Origin of the sequence: Desulfobacter latus (assembly GCF_013389365.1) — a bacterium.
Classification (GTDB): domain Bacteria; phylum Desulfobacterota; class Desulfobacteria; order Desulfobacterales; family Desulfobacteraceae; genus Desulfobacter; species Desulfobacter latus.
In genome coordinates this window covers 25861-52419 of sequence record NZ_JACADJ010000023.1, presented here as the reverse complement: position 1 = coordinate 52419, position 26559 = coordinate 25861, and the positions used below count along the sequence as shown (strand labels likewise).

The 26559-nt window shown below is 42.3% G+C and carries 18 protein-coding genes; 9 read left to right on the top strand and 9 right to left on the bottom strand.

What is annotated here, in order from left to right; translation table 11 throughout:
* Positions 1-365: 365 nt before the first annotated feature.
* From HXW94_RS08780 to HXW94_RS08770, 3 genes are all read right to left on the bottom strand, one after another.
* A complete protein-coding gene (locus HXW94_RS08780) occupies positions 366-1805 on the bottom strand; it encodes a DUF1302 family protein (protein ID WP_178366520.1) in 1440 nt (479 codons plus the stop codon).
* 62 nt (positions 1806-1867) lie between these two features.
* Positions 1868-2653, bottom strand: coding sequence for an outer membrane lipoprotein-sorting protein (locus HXW94_RS08775; RefSeq protein WP_178366519.1), 786 nt, complete (start codon positions 2651-2653; stop codon positions 1868-1870).
* Positions 2650-4941, bottom strand: a complete 2292-nt coding sequence (locus tag HXW94_RS08770; RefSeq protein WP_178366518.1) for a tetratricopeptide repeat protein — start codon at positions 4939-4941, stop codon at positions 2650-2652. The genes HXW94_RS08775 and HXW94_RS08770 overlap by 4 nt, the downstream gene beginning before the upstream one ends.
* A gap of 184 nt (positions 4942-5125) precedes the next feature.
* Between HXW94_RS08770 and HXW94_RS08765 the strand changes: the two genes are divergently transcribed.
* From HXW94_RS08765 to HXW94_RS08730, 8 genes are all read left to right on the top strand, one after another.
* A complete protein-coding gene (locus HXW94_RS08765) occupies positions 5126-5911 on the top strand; it encodes a hypothetical protein (RefSeq protein WP_178366517.1) in 786 nt (261 codons plus the stop codon).
* Positions 5908-8256: a tetratricopeptide repeat protein gene (locus HXW94_RS20120; RefSeq protein WP_218576636.1), complete on the top strand. Its 2349-nt coding sequence runs from the start codon at positions 5908-5910 to the stop codon at positions 8254-8256. The genes HXW94_RS08765 and HXW94_RS20120 overlap by 4 nt, the downstream gene beginning before the upstream one ends.
* A gap of 355 nt (positions 8257-8611) precedes the next feature.
* Complete coding sequence (locus HXW94_RS08755; RefSeq protein ID WP_178366515.1) at positions 8612-9247, top strand: AAA family ATPase; 636 nt, start codon at positions 8612-8614, stop codon at positions 9245-9247.
* Positions 9244-10530, top strand: a complete 1287-nt coding sequence (locus HXW94_RS08750; protein ID WP_178366514.1) for an ATP-binding protein — start codon at positions 9244-9246, stop codon at positions 10528-10530. The genes HXW94_RS08755 and HXW94_RS08750 overlap by 4 nt, the downstream gene beginning before the upstream one ends.
* 31 nt (positions 10531-10561) lie before the next feature.
* Positions 10562-12094 (top strand): ATP-binding protein, encoded by a 1533-nt coding sequence (locus HXW94_RS08745; RefSeq protein WP_178366513.1) that lies wholly within the window; start codon positions 10562-10564, stop codon positions 12092-12094.
* Entirely contained in the window at positions 12091-13626 is a 1536-nt protein-coding gene (locus tag HXW94_RS08740; protein WP_178366522.1) for an ATP-binding protein, read from the top strand. The genes HXW94_RS08745 and HXW94_RS08740 overlap by 4 nt, the downstream gene beginning before the upstream one ends.
* Positions 13623-15152, top strand: a complete 1530-nt coding sequence (locus HXW94_RS08735) for an ATP-binding protein (RefSeq protein ID WP_178366512.1) — start codon at positions 13623-13625, stop codon at positions 15150-15152. The genes HXW94_RS08740 and HXW94_RS08735 overlap by 4 nt, the downstream gene beginning before the upstream one ends.
* Positions 15149-16681 (top strand): ATP-binding protein, encoded by a 1533-nt coding sequence (locus HXW94_RS08730; RefSeq protein WP_178366511.1) that lies wholly within the window; start codon positions 15149-15151, stop codon positions 16679-16681. The genes HXW94_RS08735 and HXW94_RS08730 overlap by 4 nt, the downstream gene beginning before the upstream one ends.
* A gap of 106 nt (positions 16682-16787) precedes the next feature.
* Here HXW94_RS08730 and hepT read toward each other — a convergent pair whose 3' ends face one another.
* The 5 genes from hepT to HXW94_RS08705 all read right to left on the bottom strand — a co-directional run bounded on the left by hepT (position 16788) and on the right by HXW94_RS08705 (position 21631).
* Positions 16788-17075, bottom strand: a complete 288-nt coding sequence (hepT, locus tag HXW94_RS08725; RefSeq protein ID WP_178366510.1) for a type VII toxin-antitoxin system HepT family RNase toxin — start codon at positions 17073-17075, stop codon at positions 16788-16790.
* A 513-nt stretch (positions 17076-17588) separates the two neighbouring features.
* The gene (locus tag HXW94_RS08720) at positions 17589-18083 is read right to left on the bottom strand and encodes a nucleotidyl transferase AbiEii/AbiGii toxin family protein (RefSeq protein ID WP_218576634.1); all 495 of its coding nucleotides are present in this window, start codon (positions 18081-18083) and stop codon (positions 17589-17591) included.
* On the bottom strand, positions 18076-18729 hold the full coding sequence (locus HXW94_RS08715; RefSeq protein ID WP_178366509.1) for a type IV toxin-antitoxin system AbiEi family antitoxin domain-containing protein: 654 nt from the start codon (positions 18727-18729) through the stop codon (positions 18076-18078). The genes HXW94_RS08720 and HXW94_RS08715 overlap by 8 nt, the downstream gene beginning before the upstream one ends.
* Before the next feature lie 255 nt (positions 18730-18984).
* On the bottom strand, positions 18985-20385 hold the full coding sequence (locus HXW94_RS08710) for a right-handed parallel beta-helix repeat-containing protein (RefSeq protein ID WP_178366508.1): 1401 nt from the start codon (positions 20383-20385) through the stop codon (positions 18985-18987).
* 178 nt (positions 20386-20563) lie between these two features.
* On the bottom strand, positions 20564-21631 hold the full coding sequence (locus HXW94_RS08705; protein ID WP_178366507.1) for a CapA family protein: 1068 nt from the start codon (positions 21629-21631) through the stop codon (positions 20564-20566).
* 227 nt (positions 21632-21858) lie between these two features.
* On the opposite strand from HXW94_RS08705, the gene HXW94_RS08700 reads away from it, so the two are divergent.
* Positions 21859-22788, top strand: coding sequence for an endonuclease/exonuclease/phosphatase family protein (locus HXW94_RS08700; protein ID WP_218576633.1), 930 nt, complete (start codon positions 21859-21861; stop codon positions 22786-22788).
* Positions 22789-22957: 169 nt separating this feature from the next.
* Here HXW94_RS08700 and HXW94_RS08695 read toward each other — a convergent pair whose 3' ends face one another.
* Entirely contained in the window at positions 22958-26497 is a 3540-nt protein-coding gene (locus HXW94_RS08695; RefSeq protein WP_178366505.1) for a hypothetical protein, read from the bottom strand.
* Between the last annotated feature and the right edge of the window lie 62 nt (positions 26498-26559).

Here is a 26559-nt window from a genome sequence, read left to right as displayed (position 1 = left end):
CAAAAATATATTAAAATATGATCCTCATTTTGAGGGATTCAATTTTATTTCTCAGTTATATGAAGAGGTCTGCAGCATAGGCTGTATTCATCAGCCTTTAAAAACAGCATAATTGGCGAAGGTATTGTGTAAAAACAGTAAAAATTATTTTTCCGGTTAAAATTTAAGTTGCTTTTCTCGCGCCAAAATATGATTTTATAAAAATCATCCAATATTTTTTTCATTATGTATCGGGTGCTAAATCAATATTTTCCTGATCTTACAGAGCGAATGAGTGGGATTGAAGACTGAAGACCCTTTTGTAAGGAAAATCCTTGAAACCGGACTTAGGATCATCAGATATTGTTGGTTTCGTCGCAAAGGCCCTAAAATAAATATATTATATTGAAATAAAAATAATCATAAGCCGCATAACGCCCAAACAAAGTATTCTCGTCCCCTAAGAAAAATCCGGTTCCCACTTTACACTCAAGGTTGGTCACATACGTGTATTTTAGATATGGGAAGAGGTAATGGGAGTTATTATTTAGAGACACATTGTAACTTACCGCCCCTTGAAGCCAGTCCGATACGAGATCCAGTTTTATTTCCCCCAGCAATGAAAAAGAGTCCTGGTCAAAATAAAGAATGTCGTCTGAATAGTCTTTGATATGTGAATACAGCGCCTGAAAATTGAAATACATGTTTCCGGCGGTGGTATGGTCCGCACCTATAACGGCTGTAATGGTGGGGTGGCGGGAAGAGGTAAGGGACGAGGTCAAGAAGGACTGGTTTTCCATCCATAAGGCTTCTCCCCGGATGCCGTATTTGTCCCAGGTGGTTTCAAATTCAAATCCAGCGGCTTTTGTCTTCCGGTACGCCACGTCAATATCCTCATCCGTAAATACTGCCGAACCAAGGGCGGAGGAAATGGCGTTTCCTGAAAAAGAGCCGTTTACACGGATATTTTTGATTGGAAAATTTTTGTAATCGGGATTATCCTCGGTCATCCAGTGGAATGTAAACCCCAAGTCTATATTTTTAATGGTTGTGTGAAGTCGGACCGCAAACTCTGCCTCGTCGTCAGGGGTACTCTCATGGACAGACAAGTCGTTGATGTACGACCTAAGTGCCGGATCAGATACAGCACCCTGAAGTTCCTTTTTTACATGGCTGAAAACAGACCAGTTGGTACCGAAATAATCCCATTTTGATTCCTCAAAAAAAGGAATAAACACCCCTTCAAGTGTGAAATATTCTGAAAACCATTTGGCATTTGCCATCCATATCGGAATTTTGCATTCTTCGTAATCCGGGATGATAAATTCACGGAAATCCTGGGGATTCAGGGTATCAACCGGGCTGACCTGGTCGGCCTTACCCCACCGGACGATTTGTTTGCCCAGGGACAGTCCGTATTTTTTGCCGGTATATTCCCATTTTGCTTCGTAAAGATCTATATCAAAATCATCTGTTTCATTTTCCTCGGCAAAATAGAGATAATCACAAAGCGCAGAAACCGTAACACTGTTTTTATATTTTCCTTTGAGCAACATTCGGTTCCTGAAACTCCGGTTGTTTTCAACAGCATCATCCTCTTTGGTTTGAAATGTGCCTCGGGCACCAATTTCACCTGATATTGAAAAATCGGACTTGCTTTCCTGTAGTCCTGTATCTTCAAAAATATCATCAGGCAGCGTATCTTCTAATAATGGAACAGTTTCTTTCGAATTTTGTAATTCAGAATAGACCGGACGAGTAAAAAACAGCCATCCAACTGAAAATAAAAAAATGATAAATAAATGATAAACAGTTTTATTTACCATCGTCTCTCTTTGAACCTGGGTATATTACCAAGAAGAGCAATCATGACAGCTATCATACCGGATCAATAGTTTTCAAGGCTTTTCCGCGAGACATCGTCTGTTTTAATATTGGTATTATATGTAATTTTATCCTGCTTGATATAGGTTTTGTGACCTTTTTGATGATCTTCCATGCTAATGATGATTTCCGTCCAGATTCCTTGAACCTGTTCCAGTTTCAGGACATGATACGTTTTGATATGCGTATTTTTTTTATCATAAAATGCTACATGCACCGGTACAAAACCATCCTTTGATATCGTGCTGATGGTTAAGCCATATTGGGATTCAACGCCTTGTTTGGGACGGGATTCAAGGATATGACAGTCCATGTTGCCGACTGTGGTTGAACCGGTAATTTTATATGTATAATCAGAAACAGGGTGCCGTTCCATATCTTCATACGTAAAATCACTGTTAACAAACCGCTGGTTTTTCTGGGAGCTGACGATTCGCCGGGTCCGCTTTAAAGCCGGAAGGTATAGAAACTGTTCGGTTTCCCAGCCCGGTTTTTCAACATTTAAGAATCCTGTGCCATCAATGTCGGCCGGAGCGGTAAATCGCGTCATCTGTGTTTCCAACCCGTTCTCTTCAATCCGCTTGGTTGTAAAATGACGGATTCTCTTTTTGCCGCGTTTACTGACCAATACCATTTGTGCCGTCGAAACAGAATTCTTTCCCCGGTCCCGGTCAAACACCTTCTGGGCCAGTTGCCTTCCGGTTATTTCTTCTGCGCCGGCAATGGAAAAAAGACATATGGCAGATAAAGCCAGCATCCCCCGAACGATATGGACTGAAACTTTTGTCATCCTTTATCCTTTATTTCCTCCAGCAGAACTCCGGCATGCGCTGCACCTGAAAAATCATCCCTCAATTCAAGCGCTTTGGCCAGTTCTCTGGCGGCAAGGGCTTTTTCACCTTTACCATGATAGGCCAGGCCCAGGTGATATCTGACAACCGGATTGTCCGGGATTTTTTCCAGGGAGTCCAGAAACTGGGCAATGGCATTTCCGTACAATCCTTTTTTATAATATGCAAATCCCAAGGTATCCATTATGCTGGGATCTTCCGGATAAAGGGCTTTGGCTTTCCGGGCCAGGGCCAGGGCTTCATCCAATTTATCCGTCCGGGCGGCGAGATGGTAGGAAAGATTGTTGGCAGCCGCCGCATAATTGGGATTTATGTCAAGGGCTTTCCGGTAGTGGTCTTCGGCTGTATCAAAGTCTTTTTCCGCTTCATACAGCACGGCCAGCAGCATATGAGGAGATGCGCTTTTTTTATTTTTGGAAATTATTATTTTATATTGTTCTTTTGCAAGTTCAACATTTTTCCGGGCCAGGTAGATTTTTGCCAATTCACTATAAGGCGCTAAATAATCCGGGAAAATATCAATCGCTTGTTTTAATTCGGATTCGGCGCTGCCCATATTTTTTTCAGCCAGATATATTTTAGCCTTGATCGTATGAATAACCGCAAGAAGCTTATCATTGTCTTTAAACGTTTGCATCTGCCGGGTGCAAAGATCATGTGCTTTTTCAAAGGATTTTTGTGCCACCGCATTTCTGACCCTTAGCGTAAACACATCAAGCAGGTTGTTGTTCAATGAATAGGCCTTTTCAAGCAAAGGATCTGCCTGGTCAAATTGCCTCATACCCGATTTCAGATAAGCCAGGCGGTAATATCCGGTTGGGTTGTCCGGATTAAGTTTAATCATCTGCCTGTAATCATTTTCAGCATCCTTGAATTGTTTCAAGGCGATGTATGCATTTGCCCGGATCAGAAGGGCCCGGGAAAGGTTGGGGTTGAACCTGAGCGCCTCCGTGGTTTGTTCCACGGTAAGTTCATAAGAATGCTGACGGAAATATATTTCCGACAGCAGCATTTTGGCTTTTATATAATCCGGTTTCAGTTCAACGGCCTTATATACAGATGCGGCGGCTTGATTTGGATCTCCAAGACCGATGTAGCATAACCCTTTAAAATATTGGACTCTGTGGGAATTGGGCTCATCTTTTTCAAGCGCGGAAAGAAGTCGTAATGCCGGCTGATACTCTTTTCTGGAAATCAGAATTTCGCTTTTCAACATCCTGGCCGAGGCAAGCCCGGGGCGTTTATTCATGATCTTTTTCAGTTCTTTTTCTGCCTCATCTTTCTTTCCATCCTTGTAAAGAAACCGGGCCAGAATCATGCGCGTATTCATATCGTCAGGATCAATGGCACAAGCGTTTCGGTACAGGTCAAGGGCCTGTTCTTTTTTCCCGGTAAGGTTGTAGAACCCGGCAAGGATAAGCATGGGGCGGCTTTTATCCGGCTGGATTTCAACCGCTTTTTTGTAAGCGGCTTCAGCTTTTTCCATGTTCCTTGTTTTTAAATAAAAATTGCCTAATAGAATCTGGTGTCCGGCATTCTCCGGATGTTCGGCGGCAGAAATATTAAGCTGCTCTTCAGCTTTGTCCAGCTGTTTTCGGACAATATAGAACTGTGCAAGGACAATCCGGGGCTGGGTAGTATCCTCTGCCGATACCACTGCTTTCTGCAGAAGGGCTTCCGCTTCGTCAAACTTTTTTTCTTTTGCTTTTATGCCTGCGATTGCATGAAGACTGCCCACATGAGCATCTTCTATTTCAAGAATTTTCTCAAAGATGGCCCGGGCTTCATCAATCTGATTTCTTCGGGCCAGCACCCTTCCTTTGAGAAACAATGCATCTACGTTTGAGGGATCTTTTTCCAGAATTTTATCTATACGTGTCTGGGTTTCTGAAAGGTTTTTATTAAGGAAATAAAATTTCGCCAGGATCCCCAAGGCGTCAAGATTGTCAGGATCTTTTTTTTCCACTGTTGAAAAAACGGAAAATGCCTGTTTCACCTGGCCGAGCTTCATGAAGGTGTTACCTAATTTCATCAGGGTTGAGATGTCCGTACCGTCTATTTGAAGGGCATTTTTAAATTCTAATTCCGCCTTTTTATATTCCTCGGCTTCAAAATAGTCATTCCCTTTCTGGATATGGGCTGCTTTTTTGTCCGCTTTGCTTGAACAGCCGCAAAGGGAAGTCAGCACGATGAGCAATACCAGGATGATTTTGGAACAGGGATTCATGAAACGATCTCCGCCATTATTAAAAATAAGTGACTATGGCTTTTTAAATTATATTGTGATAACGCTTGAAAGTTCAATTACCTTTAATATTATGGGATACAGATACTTGTCAATTAAAATTTTTTTTCTAAAAATAAGGCGTTTCTGTGTTTTTCCGCTTTTTGTATTTATTTTGGTATGGTGTATGGTACCGACCAACGGATATGGATGGTTTCATCATCCAAAGAGTTCGGATTTAAAAGAAAACAGAGATGGATTGCCGGTATTTAAGGACAAGCGACCGATAACCCATATAACTAAAACCTATAATTTTTTACGGAATCGGACAAAAGAAGAAAACACGCGAATACTTTATTCCGGTCCGACGGAAAAAGCGGTTACAGCCGGGTCAGTCAACATTGACATACCTTTTGATTTGTTGTCAAAAACCGCCATTTTTCCCGAAACCTCCCTTGACCGGCAAATAGCTGCCAATTTAAGGCTGAAACGTATTATCGATGAATACCTATCCCTAAAAGAGAGAAACGCGCAGGTACTCAAAGGGTTGGGTATTCCCTACCTTGAAAAATACGATGACCCTGAGAAAAACCAGCCGGATTCTATGCCTGAGACAATCAAGGCGGAAAAGGAGGCCCGGAAAACCATGGAAAACGTGCTTGTTTTTTCAGAGCATTTCCGGACCGCTCCGATAAATCAGCAGGCGGTTGTATTTCAGGTCGCCGGCCTCCCTAAAAAAGACAGACAAAAAATAACACCTGCGGGAAATATTTCCGGATCCCGGCCAAGCCCGGGATATCCAGAAAAGAGTTCTTATCAAACAGCTTATGGCAGCAACACTGAACTCCCCTGGTTTTTCTCTTTTGCGCTGAAACTGATCAGGTATGCGGTTCATAATAAACTTGAAATTCTTTTATGGACAGCCGTTATGGTAATGTCCGGGCTCATTGGCCTTTTGGTGGTAAAACGGTGAAACGAAAAAAAGTCATTGGCCTTGGCGGGGGCCTTCTCATTTCTGTTATTCTTTCTGCAATGGTTCTGGCAGGTATTCTTTTTTACCAGTATTCGGACCCGTTTGACGCAAAGACAGATTGTTTTGAACAGAAGGGGGATAAAGCATATATGGATAATGCTTATGCCAAAGCCCTGCAATACTGGTTAAATATTCCTGAAGAAGCCAGGAGCGCTGTTCTTTGCGGCAAAATCGGGACTGCGTATCTAAAACTTTCCGATCTTGACCAGGCAACCCTGTTTTTTGACATGGCTTTGAAAAAAAATCCTTTGGACATGGTGGTCCAAAAACAGGTCATACAAATTTCATTGCTCAGAGGGGATTTGGACAAGGCGGAAAAGATGCTGTCCGAATTTAAAGACCGTGCGGCAAGTGAACCGGAAGGGCGAATGCTTTCCGGGGATCTGTTTTTACTTAAAGGCGACCTTGAACGGGCGAAAATGGATTATACCTTGGCCATGGATTTTTCGCCTGGGGAGATTCGTCCAAAAATAAAGCTGGCCATTTGCCTTGTACAACAGCAGCATAAGGGTCAAGCGGAAAAAATTATGACTGATGTACTGTCTCATCCGTTGGAAAAAATTCCTGACCTTATGCTTGCGGCCGATTATTATATCCTTGCAGATGATACGTCAACGGCTGAAGGGTTTATTCAAAAAGCGGTTCAATCCGATCCCGGAAACCTGGATATCAAAATCCGGCTCTGCCGGTTTTACAGGTCGATCGGGATGCCGGACAAGGCAGCGCAGTATTTAAAGATACTGACCGCCCAATATCCAGACAACATCGGGTTCAAATTGATGTCGGCCGACATCTGTCTGTCCCGCCTGGACCTGGGCGGCGCGGAAAAATGGCTGGATAAGGCCAATGAACTGAAAAGAGAGGATACCGGATATGATCTGCTCATGGGAAAATTCTGGATGTTCCGGGGACGATATTCTCATGCGGAATCTTATCTTAAAACGGCTCTGGAGAAAAATAACGGACTTGTGTCAGCCCATTATCTGTTGGGAATTACATATCTTGCAGGCGGCCAGAGTAAACTTGCCGAAACCGCTTTGGTGCGGGCATTGATGATGGACCCGAATAACGTGGATGCCCTTTTGGCCATGGCAGGACGCCACTACAAAAATAAAGACTATGTTCTGGCACTTCAATATATTGATCGGATATTATCTGTGGCCCCATCTGAATCAACCGCCTGGCAGATAAAAGGGCTTTGCCTGATGGAAACGGGTGAGTATAAAACGGCTTCCCAGGCTTTTTCCAGGGCCTGGCACCTGGACGGCAATACATCGGCCCTGTTTTTTCTGGCGCGCAGTTTTGAAGGGCAGAAACGTTACCGGACAGCCCTGGATACCTATGAATCCATCCTTGAAAAGAAGCCGGATATGGTCGAAGCCCTGTATCACTATGCGTGTCTGCTGGCGGATATGGAGAAGGGCGGGCAGGCACTTGAAATAATAGATCTTTGGCTCAAGAAAGGAAAAAATTTGCCAAGCTTGTATTATGCCGGAGCAAAAATCAGTCTGGCACTTAAAAACTATGCCAAATGCAGAATATACATAAACATGGCGATGGCGGATAAGCCGGTTTCCGGGGAATTTTATCTTCTGCAGGCAGATCTGTGCCGGGCCGAAAAAAAATATACTGCTGTTGAAGAGACGCTCTTGGCATGTACCCGGGAACACCCCTTTTTTCTGCAAGGATGGCAGTTTCTGGCCGCATATTATATGGAAAGCCAGGAAATCGAACCAGCCAAAGAGGTACTTGAAAAAGCCCTTAAACATTTCCCGGATGAACCGGAAATGATGGGTAACCTGGCATGGATTCTCCTTGAACAAGGACGTGATCCGGCCCGGGCCCTGGAACTTGCCAGGAAGGCCTATGACCAAATGCCGAATCAAGCCTGGCTCATGGATACACTCGGGTGGGCCTATTATCATAAAAAGGCCTTTGGCCAGGCTGGATGGATGCTGTCACAGGCTGAAGAAAAAGACCCGGACAACGGGATTATTCAATATCACCTGGGCATGACTTTTTATAAACAAGGAAAACTTTTAAAAGCAAAAGAAAAATTTGAAGCAGCCTTGGTCAGTAATGATATAAAAGAATCCGAAAAAGAAAACATAAAAGCCGGCCTTTCAGGATTAAATGCTCATAAAAAAGAAAACGAGAACTTAGATATCATGATTTTTGATCCTGATGAGCAACCCTTTTTGGAATTTCCTGAAAATATAGATCACGAAGAAGATATATTATGGAATACGGAAAATTCGATCCACGAATTTGAACAAATTCCCTAAAAACCTGATCGTAAATTTAGAGTATAGGAATTTCCATTTCCCAGTACCCAGCACCCACTACCTAACAGCCACCAGCCCGCCCAAAGGGCGCTAATTTAATCTGCGTAATCTGCGGATGCGGATACTAAAAATTATAGGCTCATGTCGCGTTTTGGGGTCTTTTAAATTTTAGGGCCTTGATTATCGTTTCGGGCAATGGTAGCCCATGGTAGGTTGGGTTGAGGAACGAAACCCAACAATTACAAAATTTTGGGTTTCACTTCGTTTAACCCAACCTACACGGTGGCCCAAATGATGATCATGGCCAATTTTAGTAACAAAAAGCAAGAATTGATTTGCATTACCGACTGTTATCATGATAGATTTTCATATTGCTATTAACGAGTTACACAGGGAAATCCGAGATGGATTGAGAAATTTTTATTCCGTACTCAAAGCACAGGGCGCCCATCTGCGATTTGTGATGCTGACTGGTGTGTCAAAATTTTCTCCCGTTTATAACCCCTTTGATGTCCTTTTCTATCTGGACAGCCGGCGTTTTAAGCCCTATTGGTTTGAAACGGGAACGCCCTCATTTCTAATCCATCTCATCAGGGAAAAAGCCGTTCCCGCAGCATTCCTGGAAAAAATTAAAATTACAGAGACCTTTATGGGAAGCTTTGACGTTGATTGTATTGAACCGTCCCCTCTTCTCTTTCAAACCGGCTACCTGACCATAAAAAAAGATATACCGTATCCGGGAGGTATTTATTATAAATTGGGATTCCCGAATCATGAGGTCAAATATGCATTCAATGATGCCTTGCTGGCCGATTTGACCCGGGCCGGCCAGGAAAAAGATCAAACCAAATTAAACTTGCTTGATCTTCTGGCATTAAACGATCTTGATGGTCTGAAACAAATATTTCACGCATTTTTCGCCTCCATTCCCTACGACTGGTACCGCAAAAACGACCGCAACATCACCCGCTTTGAATGGGAGAAAGTATGAAAAAACTGCCCATCGGCATAGACAGCTTTAAGGAAATCAGAACGGACGACTACTGTTACGTGGACAAAACCGCTCTCATCCATAAGCTGGTCACCCAAGGGAAAAACTATTTTTTATCCCGCCCGAGAAGATTTGGAAAAAGCCTGCTCATTGACACCATAGCCCATGCATTTCAAGGAGAAAAACACCTGTTCCAAGGGCTGTTCCTTGAAAACAACTGGGACTGGGATATCTCCTATCCTGTTATCCGGATAGACTTTGCCCAAGGCGTTCCGACATCGCGCAAACAACTGGACACCGACATCCTTGAAATGCTCCGTATAAATGCCCAATTGCATGGCATTTCCATTCAAAGGCCTGAAACCCACCTGGCATTTTCAGAGTTAATCCATAATCTCCACCAGCAAACCCAACAGCGGATTGTGGTGCTGGTAGACGAATATGACAAGCCCATTCTCGATAATATTACCGATCCCGAAATCGCCATGGAACTTCGGGAAGGGCTCCGCAATTTCTATTCCGTTCTTAAAGCCCAGGGGGCTTACCTGAAATTTGTAATGCTGACAGGTGTGTCCAAATTTTCAAAGGTTTCTTTATTTTCGGGCCTGAACAATCTTGAAGACATCACATTGGATCCGGGCTACGGAACGCTGTGCGGATACACCCAAAAGGAGCTGGAAGCGGTTTTCCAGGAGTACCTTGAAGACGTGGATCTTGACAGGGTCCGGCAATGGTACGACGGATATAATTTTTTGTCTGAATCTGTCTACAACCCTTTTGATGTGCTGCTTTACTTGAAAAAACGAACATTCATTCCCTATTGGTTTGAAACCGGCACCCCGACTTTCCTGATCCGCCTTCTGGCAGAAAAAAAGATCCTGATCCCGGAACTGGAAGATATGATCGCCGGTGAAGAACTGCTGGGCAGCTTTGACATTGATTTCATAGAGCCGGAAACCCTGCTTTTCCAGACCGGCTATCTTACCATTAAGGAAAAAGAGCATCTGTTTGACCACGAATACGTTTACCACCTGGGCTTTCCCAACCACGAAGTCAAAAAAAGCCTGACCGGATCTATTCTTCATTTGCTCATTAATGACATTCGCCCCCTGAAAACCGGCCAGACAACCCTGCTGAAAATTTTCAAATCAGATCGTCTTGATGAATTAAAAGATTTGTTCCACTCTTTTTTTGCTTCCATCCCTTACGACTGGTACCGTAAAAATGATATGGCAGGATACGAAGGCTACTATTGTTCCGTTATCATTGGTTGCTATAGTTAAAAACCCCATGAAATAGACGATTATAAAAATAATGAAAAAATTACCCATAGGGATAGACAGTTTCAGGGAAATCATAGAAGATAACCATTGCTATGTTGATAAAACCGGTTTAATTCATCAACTAATCAACTATGGAAAATATTATTTTCTGTCCCGCCCCCGGCGTTTCGGTAAAAGCCTGCTCATAGATACCATAGCTGAAGTCTTCCTGGGCAATAAAAAACTGTTTGCCGGACTCTATCTTGAAAAAAACTGGAACTGGAACCAAAAATATCCGGTAATCCGGATTGATTTTGCACAAGGAATCCTGAGATCACAACAACAGCTGGACGCCAGCATCATGGATATGCTCCATGTCAATGCAGAACCCAATGAGATTTCTCTTAACAAAACAGAAACACATCTGGCATTTTCCGAACTGATTCGAAAGCTGCACCAGCAGACCGGACAACGGGTTGTCGTTCTGATTGATGAATACGATAAACCGATTCTTGATAATATTACTGATCCGAAAACCGGACTGGTGCTCAGGGACGGCTTAAGAAATTTTTATTCCGTTCTCAAGGCCCAGGGGGCGCATTTAAAGTTTGCCATGCTCACCGGCGTATCAAAATTTTCAAAGGTTTCCTTGTTTTCCGGCCTGAACAACCTCAAAGACATCTCCCTGGATATGCGGTATGGAACCGTTTGCGGCTATACTCAGCAGGAACTGGAATCAACCTTTCATGAATACCTGAAAGAACTGAACCTTGAAAAAATAAAAAAGTGGTACAATGGTTATAATTTTTTGGCTGAACCGGTATACAATCCTTTTGATGTTCTGCTTTACCTTGATGAAAAACAATTCCGGCCCTACTGGTTTGAAACCGGCACCCCGAACTTTCTGCTCAATCTTTTACGGGAGAAAAACTTTCCTGCCGGTACCATTGACGGCATGACGCTCAGTCATAATTTTCTCGGCAGTTTTGACATAGATAATATACATCCCCAGCCGTTGTTGTTCCAAACCGGTTATTTAACCATCAAAAATACAAAAGACCTTCCCGGAGGAACCTATTACACCCTGGGATTTCCAAATCATGAGGTACGATCTGCATTTAATGATGCCCTCCTGATGGAGCTGGCGCGCTCAAACTCAGAAAATAAAACCAAACTTGAACTTTTTGACGCCTTGAAGTCAAACGACCTTGATGGTATGAAAAGGCTGTTCCACGCTTTTTTTGCCTCCATTCCCCACGATTGGTATCGTAAAAACGACCTGGCCGGATATGAAGGCTATTACTGTTCCATCGTCTATTGCTACTTCACGGCCCTAGGATTGGACGTGAGAGCAGAAGAAACAACCAATCACGGCCAACTGGACATGGCGGTTCTTTTTAATGAAAATGCATACATCTTTGAATTCAAGGTAAACGAATTGACAGATCCCTCCCGGGCTTTGGCCCAGATCAAAGAAAAAAAGTACCATGAAAAATACACCGGCACAGACATCTATCTTATCGGAGTGGAATTCAGCAAGCAAGACCGGAACATCACCCGGTTTGAGTGGGAAAAAATAAAATGAAGAAGCTGCCCATAGGCATAGACAATTTTAAAGAAATGATAACTGAAAACCACTGTTATGTAGACAAAACAGACTTAATCCACCAAATAATAAGCCAGGGAAAATACTATTTTCTGTCCCGCCCCCGGCGCTTTGGCAAAAGCCTGCTCATTGATACAATTGCTGAAGCTTTCCAGGGTAAAAAAGAGCTGTTTAGCGGCCTTTTCATAGAAAACAGCTGGGACTGGGATGAAAAATACCCTGTCATCCACATTGATTTGGCTGAAAGTGTGATAAAATCGCCGGACCGGCTGGACCAAAGACTTCATCGTATTCTTGCCATAAAAGCTGAACAAGCCGGCTTTACCCTGACCTGTTCCCATGTGGATGACTGCTTTGAAGAATTAATTCAAAAATTGTATCATAAAAATAACAGAAGGGTGGTCGTTCTTGTAGACGAATACGACAAGCCCATCCTGGACAATATAACCGACCCGGAAACAGCCTGTGAGCTTCGGGACGGATTACGCAACTTTTATTCAGTGCTTAAAGCCCAGGGCGCTTATTTAAAATTTGTCATGCTCACCGGTGTGTCAAAGTTCTCCAAGGTTTCCCTCTTCTCCGGCCTGAACAACCTTGAAGACATTACCCTTGATCCGCAGTTTGGAACCCTTTGCGGCTATACCCATAAAGAACTTGAAACCGTTTTTCAAGAACACATCAAAGGGCTGGACCTTGATAAGATCCGGCAATGGTACGACGGATATAATTTTTTATCTGAATCTGTCTATAACCCTTTTGATGTTCTGCTTTATTTGAAAAAACGAATATTCATGCCTTACTGGTTTGAAACCGGCACCCCAACATTTCTGATCCGCCTGCTGGCAGAAAAAAAATTATTTATCCCTGATCTGGAGCACCTTATTGCCGGAGAAGAACTCTTGGGCAGCTTTGACATTGATTTTATAGAACCGGCACCCCTGCTTTTCCAGACCGGCTATCTTACCATTAAGGAAAAAGAGCATCTGTTTGACCACGAATACGTTTACCACCTGGGCTTTCCCAACCACGAAGTCAAAAAAAGCCTGACCGGATCTATTCTTCATTTACTCATTAATGACATTCGCCCCCTGAAAACCGGCCAGACAACCCTGCTGAAAATTTTCAAATCAGATCGTCTTGATGAATTAAAAGAGCTGTTCCACTCTTTTTTTGCCTCCATCCCCCACGACTGGTACCGTAAAAAAGACATGGCCGGATACGAAGGCTACTATTGTTCCATTGTATACTGCTACTTCACAGCCTTAGGCTTAGATGTCCGGGCAGAGGAAACAACCAACCACGGCCAACTTGACATGGCGGTTCTTTTTAATGAAAATGCATACATATTTGAATTCAAGGTAAACGAACTAACCCAGCCTTCCCGGGCACTGGACCAGATCAAAGAAAAAAAATACCATGAAAAGTACACCGGCAGAGACATCTATCTTATCGGCATAGAATTCAGCAAGAACGACCGCAACATCACCTGCTTTGAATGGGAGAAAGTATGAAAAAGCTACCCATTGGGATACAAACATTTTCCAATATTATAGAAAACAACTATTGCTACGTGGATAAAACCCCTTTGATCGCTAAACTCATCGACCAAGGGGAATACTATTTCCTATCCCGCCCCCGGCGCTTTGGAAAAAGCCTGCTGATCGATACCATTGCCGAAGCCTTTCAGGGCAGAAAAGAGCTGTTCCAGGGGCTTTACCTGGAAAACAACCGGGACTGGGACAAAAAACATCCCGTTGTCCGCATTGACTTTGCCGAAGGCGTTATAACTTCATCGGACCGGCTGGAGCAAAGGCTTCACCGTATCCTTGCCATACATGCAGAACGGGCGGGACTCACCCTTACTTGTTCCCATGTGGATGACTGTTTTGAAGAGCTGATCTACAAACTTCATCACCAGCTAAAGCAAAAAGTGGTCGTTCTTGTGGACGAATACGATAAGCCCATATTAGACAATATTACAGACACCGGAACCGCCGGTCAGCTTAGAGATGGCCTGCGCAACTTTTATTCCGTTCTCAAGGCCCAGGGAGCTCACCTGAAATTTGTCATGCTCACCGGCGTATCAAAATTTTCAAAAGTATCTCTTTTTTCCGGCCTGAACAATCTTGAAGACATCACCCTTGATCCGCAGTTTGGGACCCTTTGCGGCTATACTCATAAGGAACTTGAAACCGTTTTTAAAGACCACCTTAAAGGGTTGAATCTTGAAAAAATACAGCAATGGTACAATGGGTACAACTTTCTGTCTGAACCCGTGTATAATCCCTTTGACGTTCTACTTTACCTGAAAAAACGGGTATTCATGCCCTACTGGTTCGAAACCGGCACCCCGACGTTCCTGCTCAACCTCTTACAGGAAAGACATTTTTGCGCCGGCGCCATTGACGGCCTTATCATCAGCCATAACTTTCTAAACAGTTTTGATGTAGATAAGGTCAATCCCCAGCCCCTGCTGTTTCAGACGGGCTATCTAACGATTAAAGGAATAAAAAATTTACCCGGAGGAATCTATTACACCCTGGGATTTCCAAATCATGAAGTAAAATATGCATTTAACGATGCTCTCCTGATGGAATTAACAAAGTCAGATTCAGAAAGCAGCATCAAACTGGCACTTTATGATATCCTGGAATCCAACAATCTTAACAAAATGAAAAAAATTTTCCATGCGTTCTTTGCCTCCATCCCCCACGACTGGTACCGCAAAAACGACATGGCCGGATACGAAGGCTACTACTGTTCCATTGTCTACTGTTACTTTACGGCCTTAGGATTGGATGTCCGGGCAGAGGAAACAACCAACCACGGCCAACTTGACATGGCGGTTCTTTTTAATGAAAATGCCTACATCTTTGAATTCAAGGTCAATGAATTGACAAACCCGGCCCGGGCCCTGGCCCAGATCAAAGAAAAAAAATACCATGAAAAATACACCGGCAGAGAAATCTATCTTATCGGAGTGGAATTCAGCAAGCAGGACCGCAACATCACCCGGTTTGAATGGGAGAAAGTATGAAAAAACTGCCCATCGGCATAGACAGTTTCAAAGAAATCATAACAGACAACCACTGCTATGTTGATAAAACAGAACTGATCCACCAATTGGTAGACCAAGGGAAATATTATTTTCTTTCCCGCCCCCGGCGCTTTGGGAAAAGCCTGCTCATAGATACCATATCCCATGCATTTCAAGGCAACAAAGATCTCTTTAAAGGCTTGTTCCTTGAAAACAACTGGGATTGGAATAAAAGTCATCCCATCATCCATATTGACCTTGCCGAAAGCGTAATGAAGTCACCGGAACGGCTGGAACAAAGGCTTCATCGTATTCTTAAAATGCACGCAGAGAAAGCAGGTCTGGTCCTGGACTGCTCTTATATAGACGACTGTTTTGAAGAATTAATCCAGAAACGCCACGATCAAAGCCGCCACAGGGTCGTCGTTCTAGTCGATGAATATGATAAACCCATATTAGACAACATCAACGCCCCTGAAACAGCCCGGGAAATGAGGGATGGACTGCGCAACTTTTATTCCGTACTTAAAGCCCAGAGAGACCATTTGCGCTTTGTTGTACTCACCGGCGTGTCAAAATTTTCAAAAGTCTCTTTATTTTCAGGACTGAACAACCTTGAAGATATCACCCTTGATCACAAGTACGCGACCCTTTGCGGCTATACACACCAGGAACTTAAAACCGTTTTCCGAGATTACCTGAAAAATACTGATATAACTCAAATCCAAAAATGGTACAATGGCTACAATTTCCTGGGAGAACCTGTATACAATCCCTTTGACGTATTACTTTATTTTCAAAAAAGACGCTTTAAACCCTATTGGTTTGAATCAGGAACCCCCACATTTTTAATTCATCTCATCAGGGAAAAAGCCGTCCCCGCAGCATTCCTGGAAAAAATTAAAATTACAGACACCTTTATGGGAAGCTTTGACGTTGATTGTATTGAACCGTCCCCCCTCCTGTTTCAAACCGGATACCTGACCATAAAAGAGAGCATCCCTTATCCGGGAGGCATTTATTACAAATTGGGATTCCCGAATCATGAGGTCAAATATGCATTCAATGATGCGCTGCTGGCCGAGTTAACCCAGGCCGGTCAGGAAAAAGATCAAACTAAATTGAACATGCTTGATCTCCTGACATTAAACGACCTTGATGGCCTGAAACAAATCTTTCATGCGTTTTTTGCATCAATTCCCAATGATTGGTACCGCAAAAACGACCTGGCCGGATATGAAGGCTATTACTGCTCCATTGTCTATTGCTACTTTACGGCATTAGGATTGGATGTGAGGGCTGAAGAAACAACCAATCACGGTCGACTGGACATGGCCGTTCTTTTTAATGAAAATGCCTACATCTTTGAATTCAAGGTAAACGAACTGACAAAGCCGGTCCGGGCCCTGGATCAGATTAAAGAAAAAAAATACCATGAGAAATACACCGGCAGAGAAATCTATCTTATCGGCATAGAATTCAGCAAAAAAGATCGAAATATCACCCGGTTTGAATGGGAAAGAATCTAAGATGATGAAGATTGGATTTTTATTAAAGACTGTTTAAAATGGATACGAGCAGGTTTTCAGCCAGTCCGAAAGAGGACAGATAATGCCGCCTGATTAATTTCGGTCATTATTTCAGATTGCAACTTTCCTGAATTTGCCGGATATAGCTACGTATATCGGTCAGGCCGGCAAGTATTTTGGTACAGATAATACCGGAATCAATGGTCTCATAATCATGGGCAAGAAAATTACGGAATCCGGCAATTTTTGCAAAAGAATATGCAAACTCAGGGTCAAGCACCCCGCTGTCCCCCAGTATATCAAAGGCCTCTGCATATGATTGGGGGATTCTCAAGTTCTTTTTTTTTATAACCATCTCAGCAAGTGCTATGCAGGTGTCTGTCAATAAATACAAATAATATTTCCATGGCCCTAAAGCCCTTTGTGCCTTAGGGGCGCATTCCCATTTTTCCGGCCGACTTAATAACTCTTTAAGCAGGAATTAAATACTTAAAAATCAAGCAGTTAAAGCACACTTAGCATTGTATATTTTTAACGAAAGGCTTCCACTATGCCCTAAGCAGATAAAAACTTTAACATAAATTGTCTGAGAGTCTTGATTTTCATAGCTTCTGAGTACCGGGAAAATGGGATTACAGGGTCTATTTTTTGATACAACTTATTGTTTTTATATGTATTATTAAACAATTACAATATTTTCAGCATTTACGAATAATCTGCCTACGGTAACCGGGAAAATGGGAATGCGCCCTGCCTTAGTGTCTTTGTGAGAAATTCAAAAAAAATTCTCTAAGAAACCTTGAACAGTTCTAATTTATGCTCGAAATATTTTTTACTCCATAGGGTTAAGCTTTCCTGCTCCACAGGTCTTATAAACGCTCTGACATCGTCTGCCGCTTCTTTCCAGTTAATTGCATCCACCTTTCTTTTCAATATAAGTATAGTTAAACAAGGAGTGCTCCGGTGGGTTAACATCAATTTCAAATTTAATTTTTTGTATTTTTTGTAACCGTTCCCTTGCAAATGTAAGGTTAAGCTGCAAGCCGGTAGAATCATTTTTCAGTAAAGCCTTTTTGATTCGCTGATCCATCCGGCTTTTATCCAGAATTTCCACGGTTAACCCGAACGTTTCAAAGCAAGCCGTCATACCATTCAAATAGGCTGACCATTCAAAGCCGGGATCAGGCTGCTTTAAGATAAAATCAAGGTCTTCAGAGAACCTGGGCATTCCATACAAAATTCGCAGGCTGCTACCCCCCTGAAACGCGGCATACTCAAAAAAGCCGGTTTTCCAGAGGCCGAAAAGCGCGATTTCCTGAAGGATCTCTTTTACCGCATACTGTTTTTGTACAGGATCTTGAGTCCCATATTCTTCCAGCCTCTCTTTTATCAGATCAATCAAGGTTCAGCTCCCTGTTCATGGCATCTAAGAAATGTTGCACCCGCTGATGTTTGTACACAAATTTCAGTACGCTGATATCTTCCGGACTAACTGCCGATAACTGATCAAGACCAATTCTAAGCCCTTGTGTGAGCCAGTCCAGGCCTGTCCATGACACCTTTCGCAAACAGACCAGATCCATTAATGCCCGAAGCGGCCCGGCAATGAGCATGGTCTGTCCATTTTCCTGATATCTGTTCACCTGCTCCAGAAAGTGAAGCCGTTGAACAGGAAGGGGATGAAAGGTAAACATCCCGTTCTTTTTATCCTGAAATTGTTTTGATTTCCTCCCTGGCACCACACTTTTTGTTATCAAAACTGATTCCGGAATCCAGCCGTGATAGGCCAGGGCTGTCTCAAATGAAATATAGCTTCCCGGAATAACGGCCTGGGCAAGGTGGAACGGATGGCAGGGAAAGCTCCTGAAACGATCGTTGAGCAGGTATAACCCGCGGTGAAGCCTGATCAATTCCTGCTTTTTTATTGCACGGTTCACCAGGTTGTACCGGCTCTGTTCTGTGCCGTTCAACAGACGTCTCAACTGGGAAACGCGGATTACCCTGTCTGCAAGCTTGTTATTAATGATAATTTGAACAAGATTCTTCATGGTCAATAAAATACCAAAAACTTTCAAAAAGTGAAAGTTTGTGGTATTTTATTATAAGATATACAATCACAAGAGGATATGTTAAGAGATTAGTTGAGCATGGACACGAGCAGGGGCCTTGATCATGGCTTCGCCCACTTTGTGAGTTTTAATTAAATGAAATCACATAACTATTTGATTATAAATGCTATTATTATTAATAATAAATCAGAAAGCAATGCTTTGGGCATCAAGGCCGATTAAATCAATATTTGACTATATTTTTGCTAACAGTTGAGAATCCTCTTTTTCTTTTTTTCTTGCTCGCCGGGTCATCACGACTAAAAAACTAACACCCAAAAGCCCCCCTATTATCGCCGTCTGCATAGGGAAACGGCCGGCTTTTTGGATCGGCTCAATCCATTTTACTTCAGGAAGGCTTATCTCTTCAAAATCAGTACCATGGTCCCATGGGGTATATGCCCCGGGTCCGACATTCTTCAATTTGTCTGACCTTGCCCCGATCCTCATTTCAGCCGTTCCAAAATCAAGCAAGTCGGGATATACATCATATATTCCGCCAACTTCCATCGTAGGCAGATCAGGTTTCTTTTCTGATTGAAACCGATACCAGGCATTTCCCGAAAAAGAAAAGGTTTCCGGCAGGGTATTGGGCCCGATGTTAAAAAAAGTCCGGACGCGTTCATCGGTAACCACCATGTTGGCCTCAAAAAAACCTTTCTGGCATGAGATAAATTGACTATTCTTTGTTTCCTGAAGAATACGGCCCACCCATTTTCCCGGGAGGTAAAAAATATTATGATGTACATGAGAATTTCGGCTGGTTACCCATGCGATATGCGCCTCTCCGCCAATAAATTTGTTTCCTGCGACAATTATGTTTTCCGCTTCATAATCTGCACCTTGTGGCCTAAAATAAGGCTTTCCGGTACTTCCACCCAGATTAATGGTCCGCTCCCCACAATTTATAAATGCATTATTCTCAACCAGGACTCGGCTGGAGCCTCCTTTAATCTGCATGGCGTTTTTGGTACGATATCCGGGCACCCCTTCAAATCTGCACCCCTGTACCACCCCGTTATGACAGCCTACAAAGTCAATGCCTGAACCGCCCCATCCCTGTATTCTGCAATTTCTGATAACAAAATGATCTACGCCTGACATCTTGATGGCATCGACATTACCTTTTTTCCCTATCTCACTTACTTGGACATTTTCCAGAATGATATGATGAGACGGTTGCCCAGGATCCCCCCCGTCGTCAATATTGATTCCATTGCCGGACCGTTTTTCGATCCTGATATTTTTTATCTTTACATATCCGATTCGGCTCATCTTCACGGCTTCGCCCCGACCTTGGAACACGGGAGGAAACTCAGGATCTTTTCCGGCAATTACAATGGGCCGCTCTTTTGTTCCCTGGGTGTTTCCAAGCCTGAAACCACCATTATAAATCCCCGGGGTAATTAAAATCCGGTCACCCGGCCCTGCTTTAGAAAGGGCAGACCTGAGAGACTTTAAATCAGAGACCTGGACGATTTGAGGCACGCTTTTAGAGTTTTGATCACTGCCGTTAGATTCATTAGCACACACAATCGAAACCGTCCCTAAGAATAAAAGAAAAATCATCCCTCCCCAGAAAAAGAAAGTTTTCATAGTTTCTCCTTGGTTTAGAGCCTGTTTGATAATTGATGAATCGGCTGCAATTCCATGAAAATGGCCCCAATTCCCCCAAATTTTATGCCAATAGTCCAGCTATTAACAGAAAATTTGTGAAAATTGGTTCTCATTTTCATGAAATTTCGTTTCGATCCCCTAATTATCAAACAGGCTCTTACGATACCAGTTTTTTATAGACCTTAATAAAATGTCTGGGTCGAATTTTTTTCAACCCCTGCCAGCTCAAATGGGAAAACACCGGCTTGATCCTGTTCACCCGGAATGCCTCACGGTCATATGCTTTCTGTGTCACCCCCGAAGCCAGAAGACGGTTGACTTTAGCAATACATTTTTCTCCCCAACCGGTTTTATCAATCTCAATACAAACACCGTCATCATACACGGGAATCTGTTCCACGCCGAGTACACTGTCTTTGCTGAACTCACACTTAAACATACAGCCAACCCGCTCAAATTTGTTCCAGTTCAGATAGTCGCCGCTGTCCCAGTAGACATGGCTGGACATAAAATTTCCTAAAGAGTACACCGCCGGCATATTTCCGATCATCTCCATGCCCTGAACCACATGGGGATGATGTCCAAGCACCAATGATGCGCCTGCATCGACAAAAGCCCTGGCCTGATCCATTTGGCCCGGTGAAGGAATCCGGAACCGCTCCATGCCCCAATGGGGAGAAACAATGACATGATCCACCGTCTGTTTCAATTCCCTTATCCGGCTGCACACCCTGTCTGTTTCAAGGGGGGCCACGCCGCTGTTTTTTTCTCCTGCAAACCGGTATATACCGCTGGACTGGTCTACAACGCCCAAAATGGCCAGTCGTATTCCCTGAATATCGTACAGAATCGGTTCCATTGCCTCCTGAATATTCAATCCTGCCCCGCACCAACGGATGCCGATGCCGGACAGCATTTCTTTCAAACGTATGAAACCCTGATCATAATAGTCAAAGGCATGATTGTTTCCCAGGGATACACAATCAATTCCGTACTGTCCAAGAGAGAGAATCTGGGTTTCCGTTGTCAGCAGCCGGGGTTCTGTGGGAACCTTTTCATCCCCTTCAAGGGTACATTCCAGGTTGGCAAAAACCAGGTCACATGATTTAAAAAGAGATTGAATTTCATCAGACAACGCCTCAAGCCCCCGGCCAGGCCGGTCACTATACCGGGCCGTCAACAGAAGATCCCCAATAGCGGCAAATTGTATTGTTTTGTTTCCCATCTATCCTCGCATTTCGACATTTTTCAAGCAAAAATTTCGTTACAATATTCGAATGTGATCAACCGATCATTACGATCCCTTGTTATTGCAATTGTTTGATGATATACACAAAACTTGTAGTCAATGGGTCTGCCAAATAAAATAATTTCTAATAAAAAATGGTCCTCATGTTACCGCCACTGATTCAACATAGTATTCGCCTTGGAATTATCTTATATGGAATCGGTATGTTGGTGATTTATGGTATCATGTATTGGGGGGGAGATAAATGGTGGTTTGCAACCGTTCTGCTTTATGGGCCTCGCTGGATTTACCTTCTTCCCATGTGTGTTCTTTTTCCGCTCTCTCTTTTTGGGGTGAGACAGAGTCTTTTTTTTCTGCTATTCGTTGGTGTGTTTATCGTATGGAAAGTGCTCGGTTTCAATTTTGCTCTTTCTAACTCCGTGGATTCAGACGCAACAGGATTGTTACGTGTCTTGACCTACAATGTCAACCGTTGGGCAGTGAATGCGGAAGAAGTCTCAGAACTTATTGAGCTGGTTCAACCCGATCTGGTCGCTATTCAAGAATGCGCCTCTCCAAGAAGCCTCAAGATATCCTCGGATTGGTACGTTAAAGAATCAGGCAGTTCAATTGTCGTTTCCAGGTACCCTATACTTGAATCCAGAGTCTTGAAAAGAGTTTATTATCCAAGCGGACTGTATTGTATTATTGATACTCCGAAAGGGGAAATCGGATTTTGCTGTGTTGATTTGCTGACACCTAGAAGGGCATTAACTATCGTCTTGGATTCAAAAAAAATTTTTAATCTGGATCAAGTGAAGGCAGCAGAGGACAAAATTGCTTTCAGATGGATTGAGTCTGAAAAATTATTCAAATGGGTAAAAGGGTTTGGTGATGCAAAAATTCTTGCCGGTGATTTCAATCTTACAATTGACAGTACGATTTATAGAACATACTGGCGAAATTATGACAACTCATTTCTAAAAAAAGGGATTGGCTTCGGGCATACCAAGAAAACGAAAATTAACATCTTCAAGTACACATCAAAAATCGATCATATCCTATCCACTTCTGACTTTCGACCTGTCAGAACTTGGATAGGCCCTGACTTCGGTTCTGATCATTTGCCTTTGATCGCAGAATTTGAATATTAAATTCTAAATGGAAGTTGTTTTATTCCAGCAATGGGAACCCAACTGATTCAATCCTCTATTTACGATTTATGAGCATAAGAGCATTCTATTCAAGTTCTTGTACAACAGAATTTGCATTCAATAGTTGCTTTAAAGCCGATAAAATTGAAACTCAGCAGATACTAACGTATTATCGGTTTTTTTGCCAGACAGTTGAAAAAGACCGCCTTTTATTTAATAAGTCAGATTTATCAACAGCGATTGCGTAAAAACTATGAATGTCATTTTTAGGCGTTACAAGCCATTCGTAAGGAGGAGTTTGTATTGTTGACAAACCTTTGCCATCCATAAATAATTGCACATAATTCAAACCGGAACGATCCTTTGAATTTACGGTAATTTTCAACTGATTATTTTCAGTTAAAAGAGGAGATGCGACCTCAACAAAAGGGGGAAAGGTGTCTAAACTATCTTCCGTTGTGACTTCCAAACAACACTCTTTATTGAATTCGACCTCAATACCATTTTCATCAGCTATTTTTTCCCTGATAAAAAATCTTTCACCATTTTCAGTCGTCATTACTGCTTTTTTTATCTTTGGCCCCCACCATTTCAATTTAATAACAACATTATCTCTACTTTCTGAAACAAATTTATAATGGTTAGCATTTACTTTCTTTGCATATATTTTTGAATCTGAAACATTTTGAGCCAATAGGCAAGAGTCGTCTCTTATCGCCCCAAAGCTTTGAAGTCTGGGTTCAAGCCTTAATCGTCCGGCATCAATTGTTCCTCCAGAAGACAGAACAGGTGACCACCCATTAAAAGACAATGTTAAACTTGCTTTTGCTGACTGCTTAGAAAAACTGGCTATTGCCCAAAAAAGACCCAAATCTTTTACCGGTAACAATGTTGCCGCCCAATCTTTTGGAAGATTTGTAATCCGGATTTTATTTGCATCTGATCTCATCTGATTTAAATCAGATGTATTAGCATTAGGTTTTAAAACAGCTGCTATTTCTACAATGAGATCCCCCTCATTTATCTTTTTCCGCAAAGGAGAAGCGTAAACCACGTCAATTTTGTCACGATAAGACTCTGTCCGCGCCCAATTTGGACCAATTCTCCGGGTACCAGAAAGAATCTCCTCTCCTCCTGTAAACACTAAGCCCAATTTGTTATCCAGGCACCACCAGTTGCTTTTAGCGTCATTTAAAAAACGAATCTGTTCCTTTCCATTTTCATAAGTTATTAATCGGGAATCTACAAAATTGTCACGCTGGTAAAATGATACAGGAAGGCCGGAATAGGTTATAAACGCATCTTTTTTACCCCACACTTTTAGGAAAGTTATTGAAGGACCTTTATCAAAACAAAAAAAAGCCTGCTGTTTTGTTGCTACTTTAGAGCTAATTTGCCCAAAAGTGAAAAAGCCATCATCAGACAATTCTTTTTCCATCCGTTCAATTTTTGGTATATTAAATCTGCCAAATGATAATATTGCTACGACCATTGCAGAAAAAATAAAAATTCCTGAAAAAAAAATCGAGTTCATGATAATTAGTTTTTTATTGAAAGAATAACCAATGATTATGCCGCTCGATAAGACAATAACGCTCACGATCCCGGCAAATTGGATCCTTTGGATATTTCTTATTGAAACAAGACGCAAATAAAATGGTTCCAACGTTTGGCTATGAAGTTGTAGCAGCGCATTTAAAACTAAAAAAAGAAATACAAGAAAGAAAGCAATTCTTAAAAAAATGCGGTTTTGGGGTTTATTGAACAACATAAAAAGACTTGAGATGATAACTATGATAAATACCCATACCGCACTGAAAAGTGATCGAAAATTTAAAAATTCAATCCAAGGGGTCCTCATCATAAGAAAGATGGAGACAGGTATGATTAACAAAGAAAACATAAAACTGTTTGTCACCTGAGTTATAGACACTCCATGTACTGGACTTATTTTTTCACGTTGCCATATGAAAATAATTCCACACAAAATCCATAAAATGCCCCAAAATGCCAAAATAAATCTAGGTATGACCGTTCTTGGAACTTGCAATGGTAAAGTGAAAAAGAAATCAACTGCACCAATGAACAATAGTGACTGCAAAAACATAAAACATAAAAATATAAAAATACGAGGCTGAAAGTTTTTTTTCATGGTGAGATAAGAGGCAATCGCACAGCCAATAGAACAGGCTAATAATACCGAATAAATAGAGAACGGGCGATGTTCTAAAATAGAACCGCTCAATGAATCAGATGTATTATAAATCAAAGGGCTTTCTAACCTAAGCGGCATAATCTGTCCGCCCGCCCCCGAGGATGCGGGTTCTCCATGATCACTTCCCCAAACAAAACTGGTCCAAGAATTGTGGCTACGAAAAATGATTGCACGAAGTTTTTCGAAGTAGTGACTGCCATTCAAATTTTCAGCAATGCCTTCTTCAACTTTTTTGGGTGGATGTAATTCATGCATAAGAAATGCCATAGCCGCTTTCGCCCATGAACCGCGATGATAATCATACTGACCAATAGCCTTAGTGTGCCCTGCCAGGATACCGGCTGCATTTTTCTCCAGCTCTATTGACGTAGAATCGTTCTTTAATACGGCTCCATAACAAAAAGCCAATAATCCGGCACCATAAGAGCTGTCATATTCCGGACTTCGTAGATGGTTGATCACGCCGGCCTTAGTCGATAAAATCATGGCATATTTATGAACCCCATCAAACCCGTTGCCATTGTATGTATATGTTTCAGGCACATCCAATTCGGTTAGTTTTGACAGAATTTCAACATAGGATCGTCCTTCAAAAATTAGATCAATTCCGTACCATACACTTGGATGGTTATGATGGAAGCTTGAATAGTCAGAGTTCAAATTGGCACCGGCTGCTATGGATTTAAGCATCTTATTTTCAACAATTTCATGGGAAACGAAATCATTGACAGTGCTGACCATATCAATTCCGGCACCAGTAACAAACTCCCAATATTTATCATGATCCGGATGTTCAGTAAGAAGAAATGCAGCCCCAATGGTACTGCTTAAATCTTGCTTAACCTGGTCATGATTACCGTTCCCTTTTTGTGTTGTGCGTATCAATCTTCCTTTAATCCCGGTACCGGCGAACACTTTGCCGAGCAGGCTTCTGATTTCTTCCGTTAAATCCGGCCAAACCAACGCTGCACCCACACTGAGATAGCCTAACAAATCCTGACGAAGCCCCCATTTTCTGTGCCATTGCTCTCCATCACGAATATCATCCCTTGCTTCAGGAAGATATGGAAGTGACTTCGGAACATAAGAACTGCTCAAACAGATCCACCGAATTGTTTTCACAAGGTGGTCAAAAATTATTTTTCTGCTGTAGTGGCCTTGTCCAAAAAACTCTTTATGAGAATATTTCAAGAGAACGGCATAGGTCAAAATAACCTGGCCATTGCCGGGAATGATACAAAGTGTATGATAGGATTCATTCCTTGGGTGAGTCCAATTGCCATAGTCCCTGAGGTCAAAAAAACCCGTATTCGACGTCGAAGAATTTTCTTTATAGAATGGTTCAAAGCAATCCACCCCATTTTCTAGAATCTCAAGATACTTATTTTTTAGTTCATTTTCTGATGGAATAGCTTCTGTTGTATTTATAAAAGACAATAAAATTATAAGGAGTACAATAAAAGTGCCGTTTCTATAACTTAATATTCTACCCATATTATAAACTCCATTACCAAATGGTTTACATTCTCGTAATTATATGCAATTCAATGCCAAAC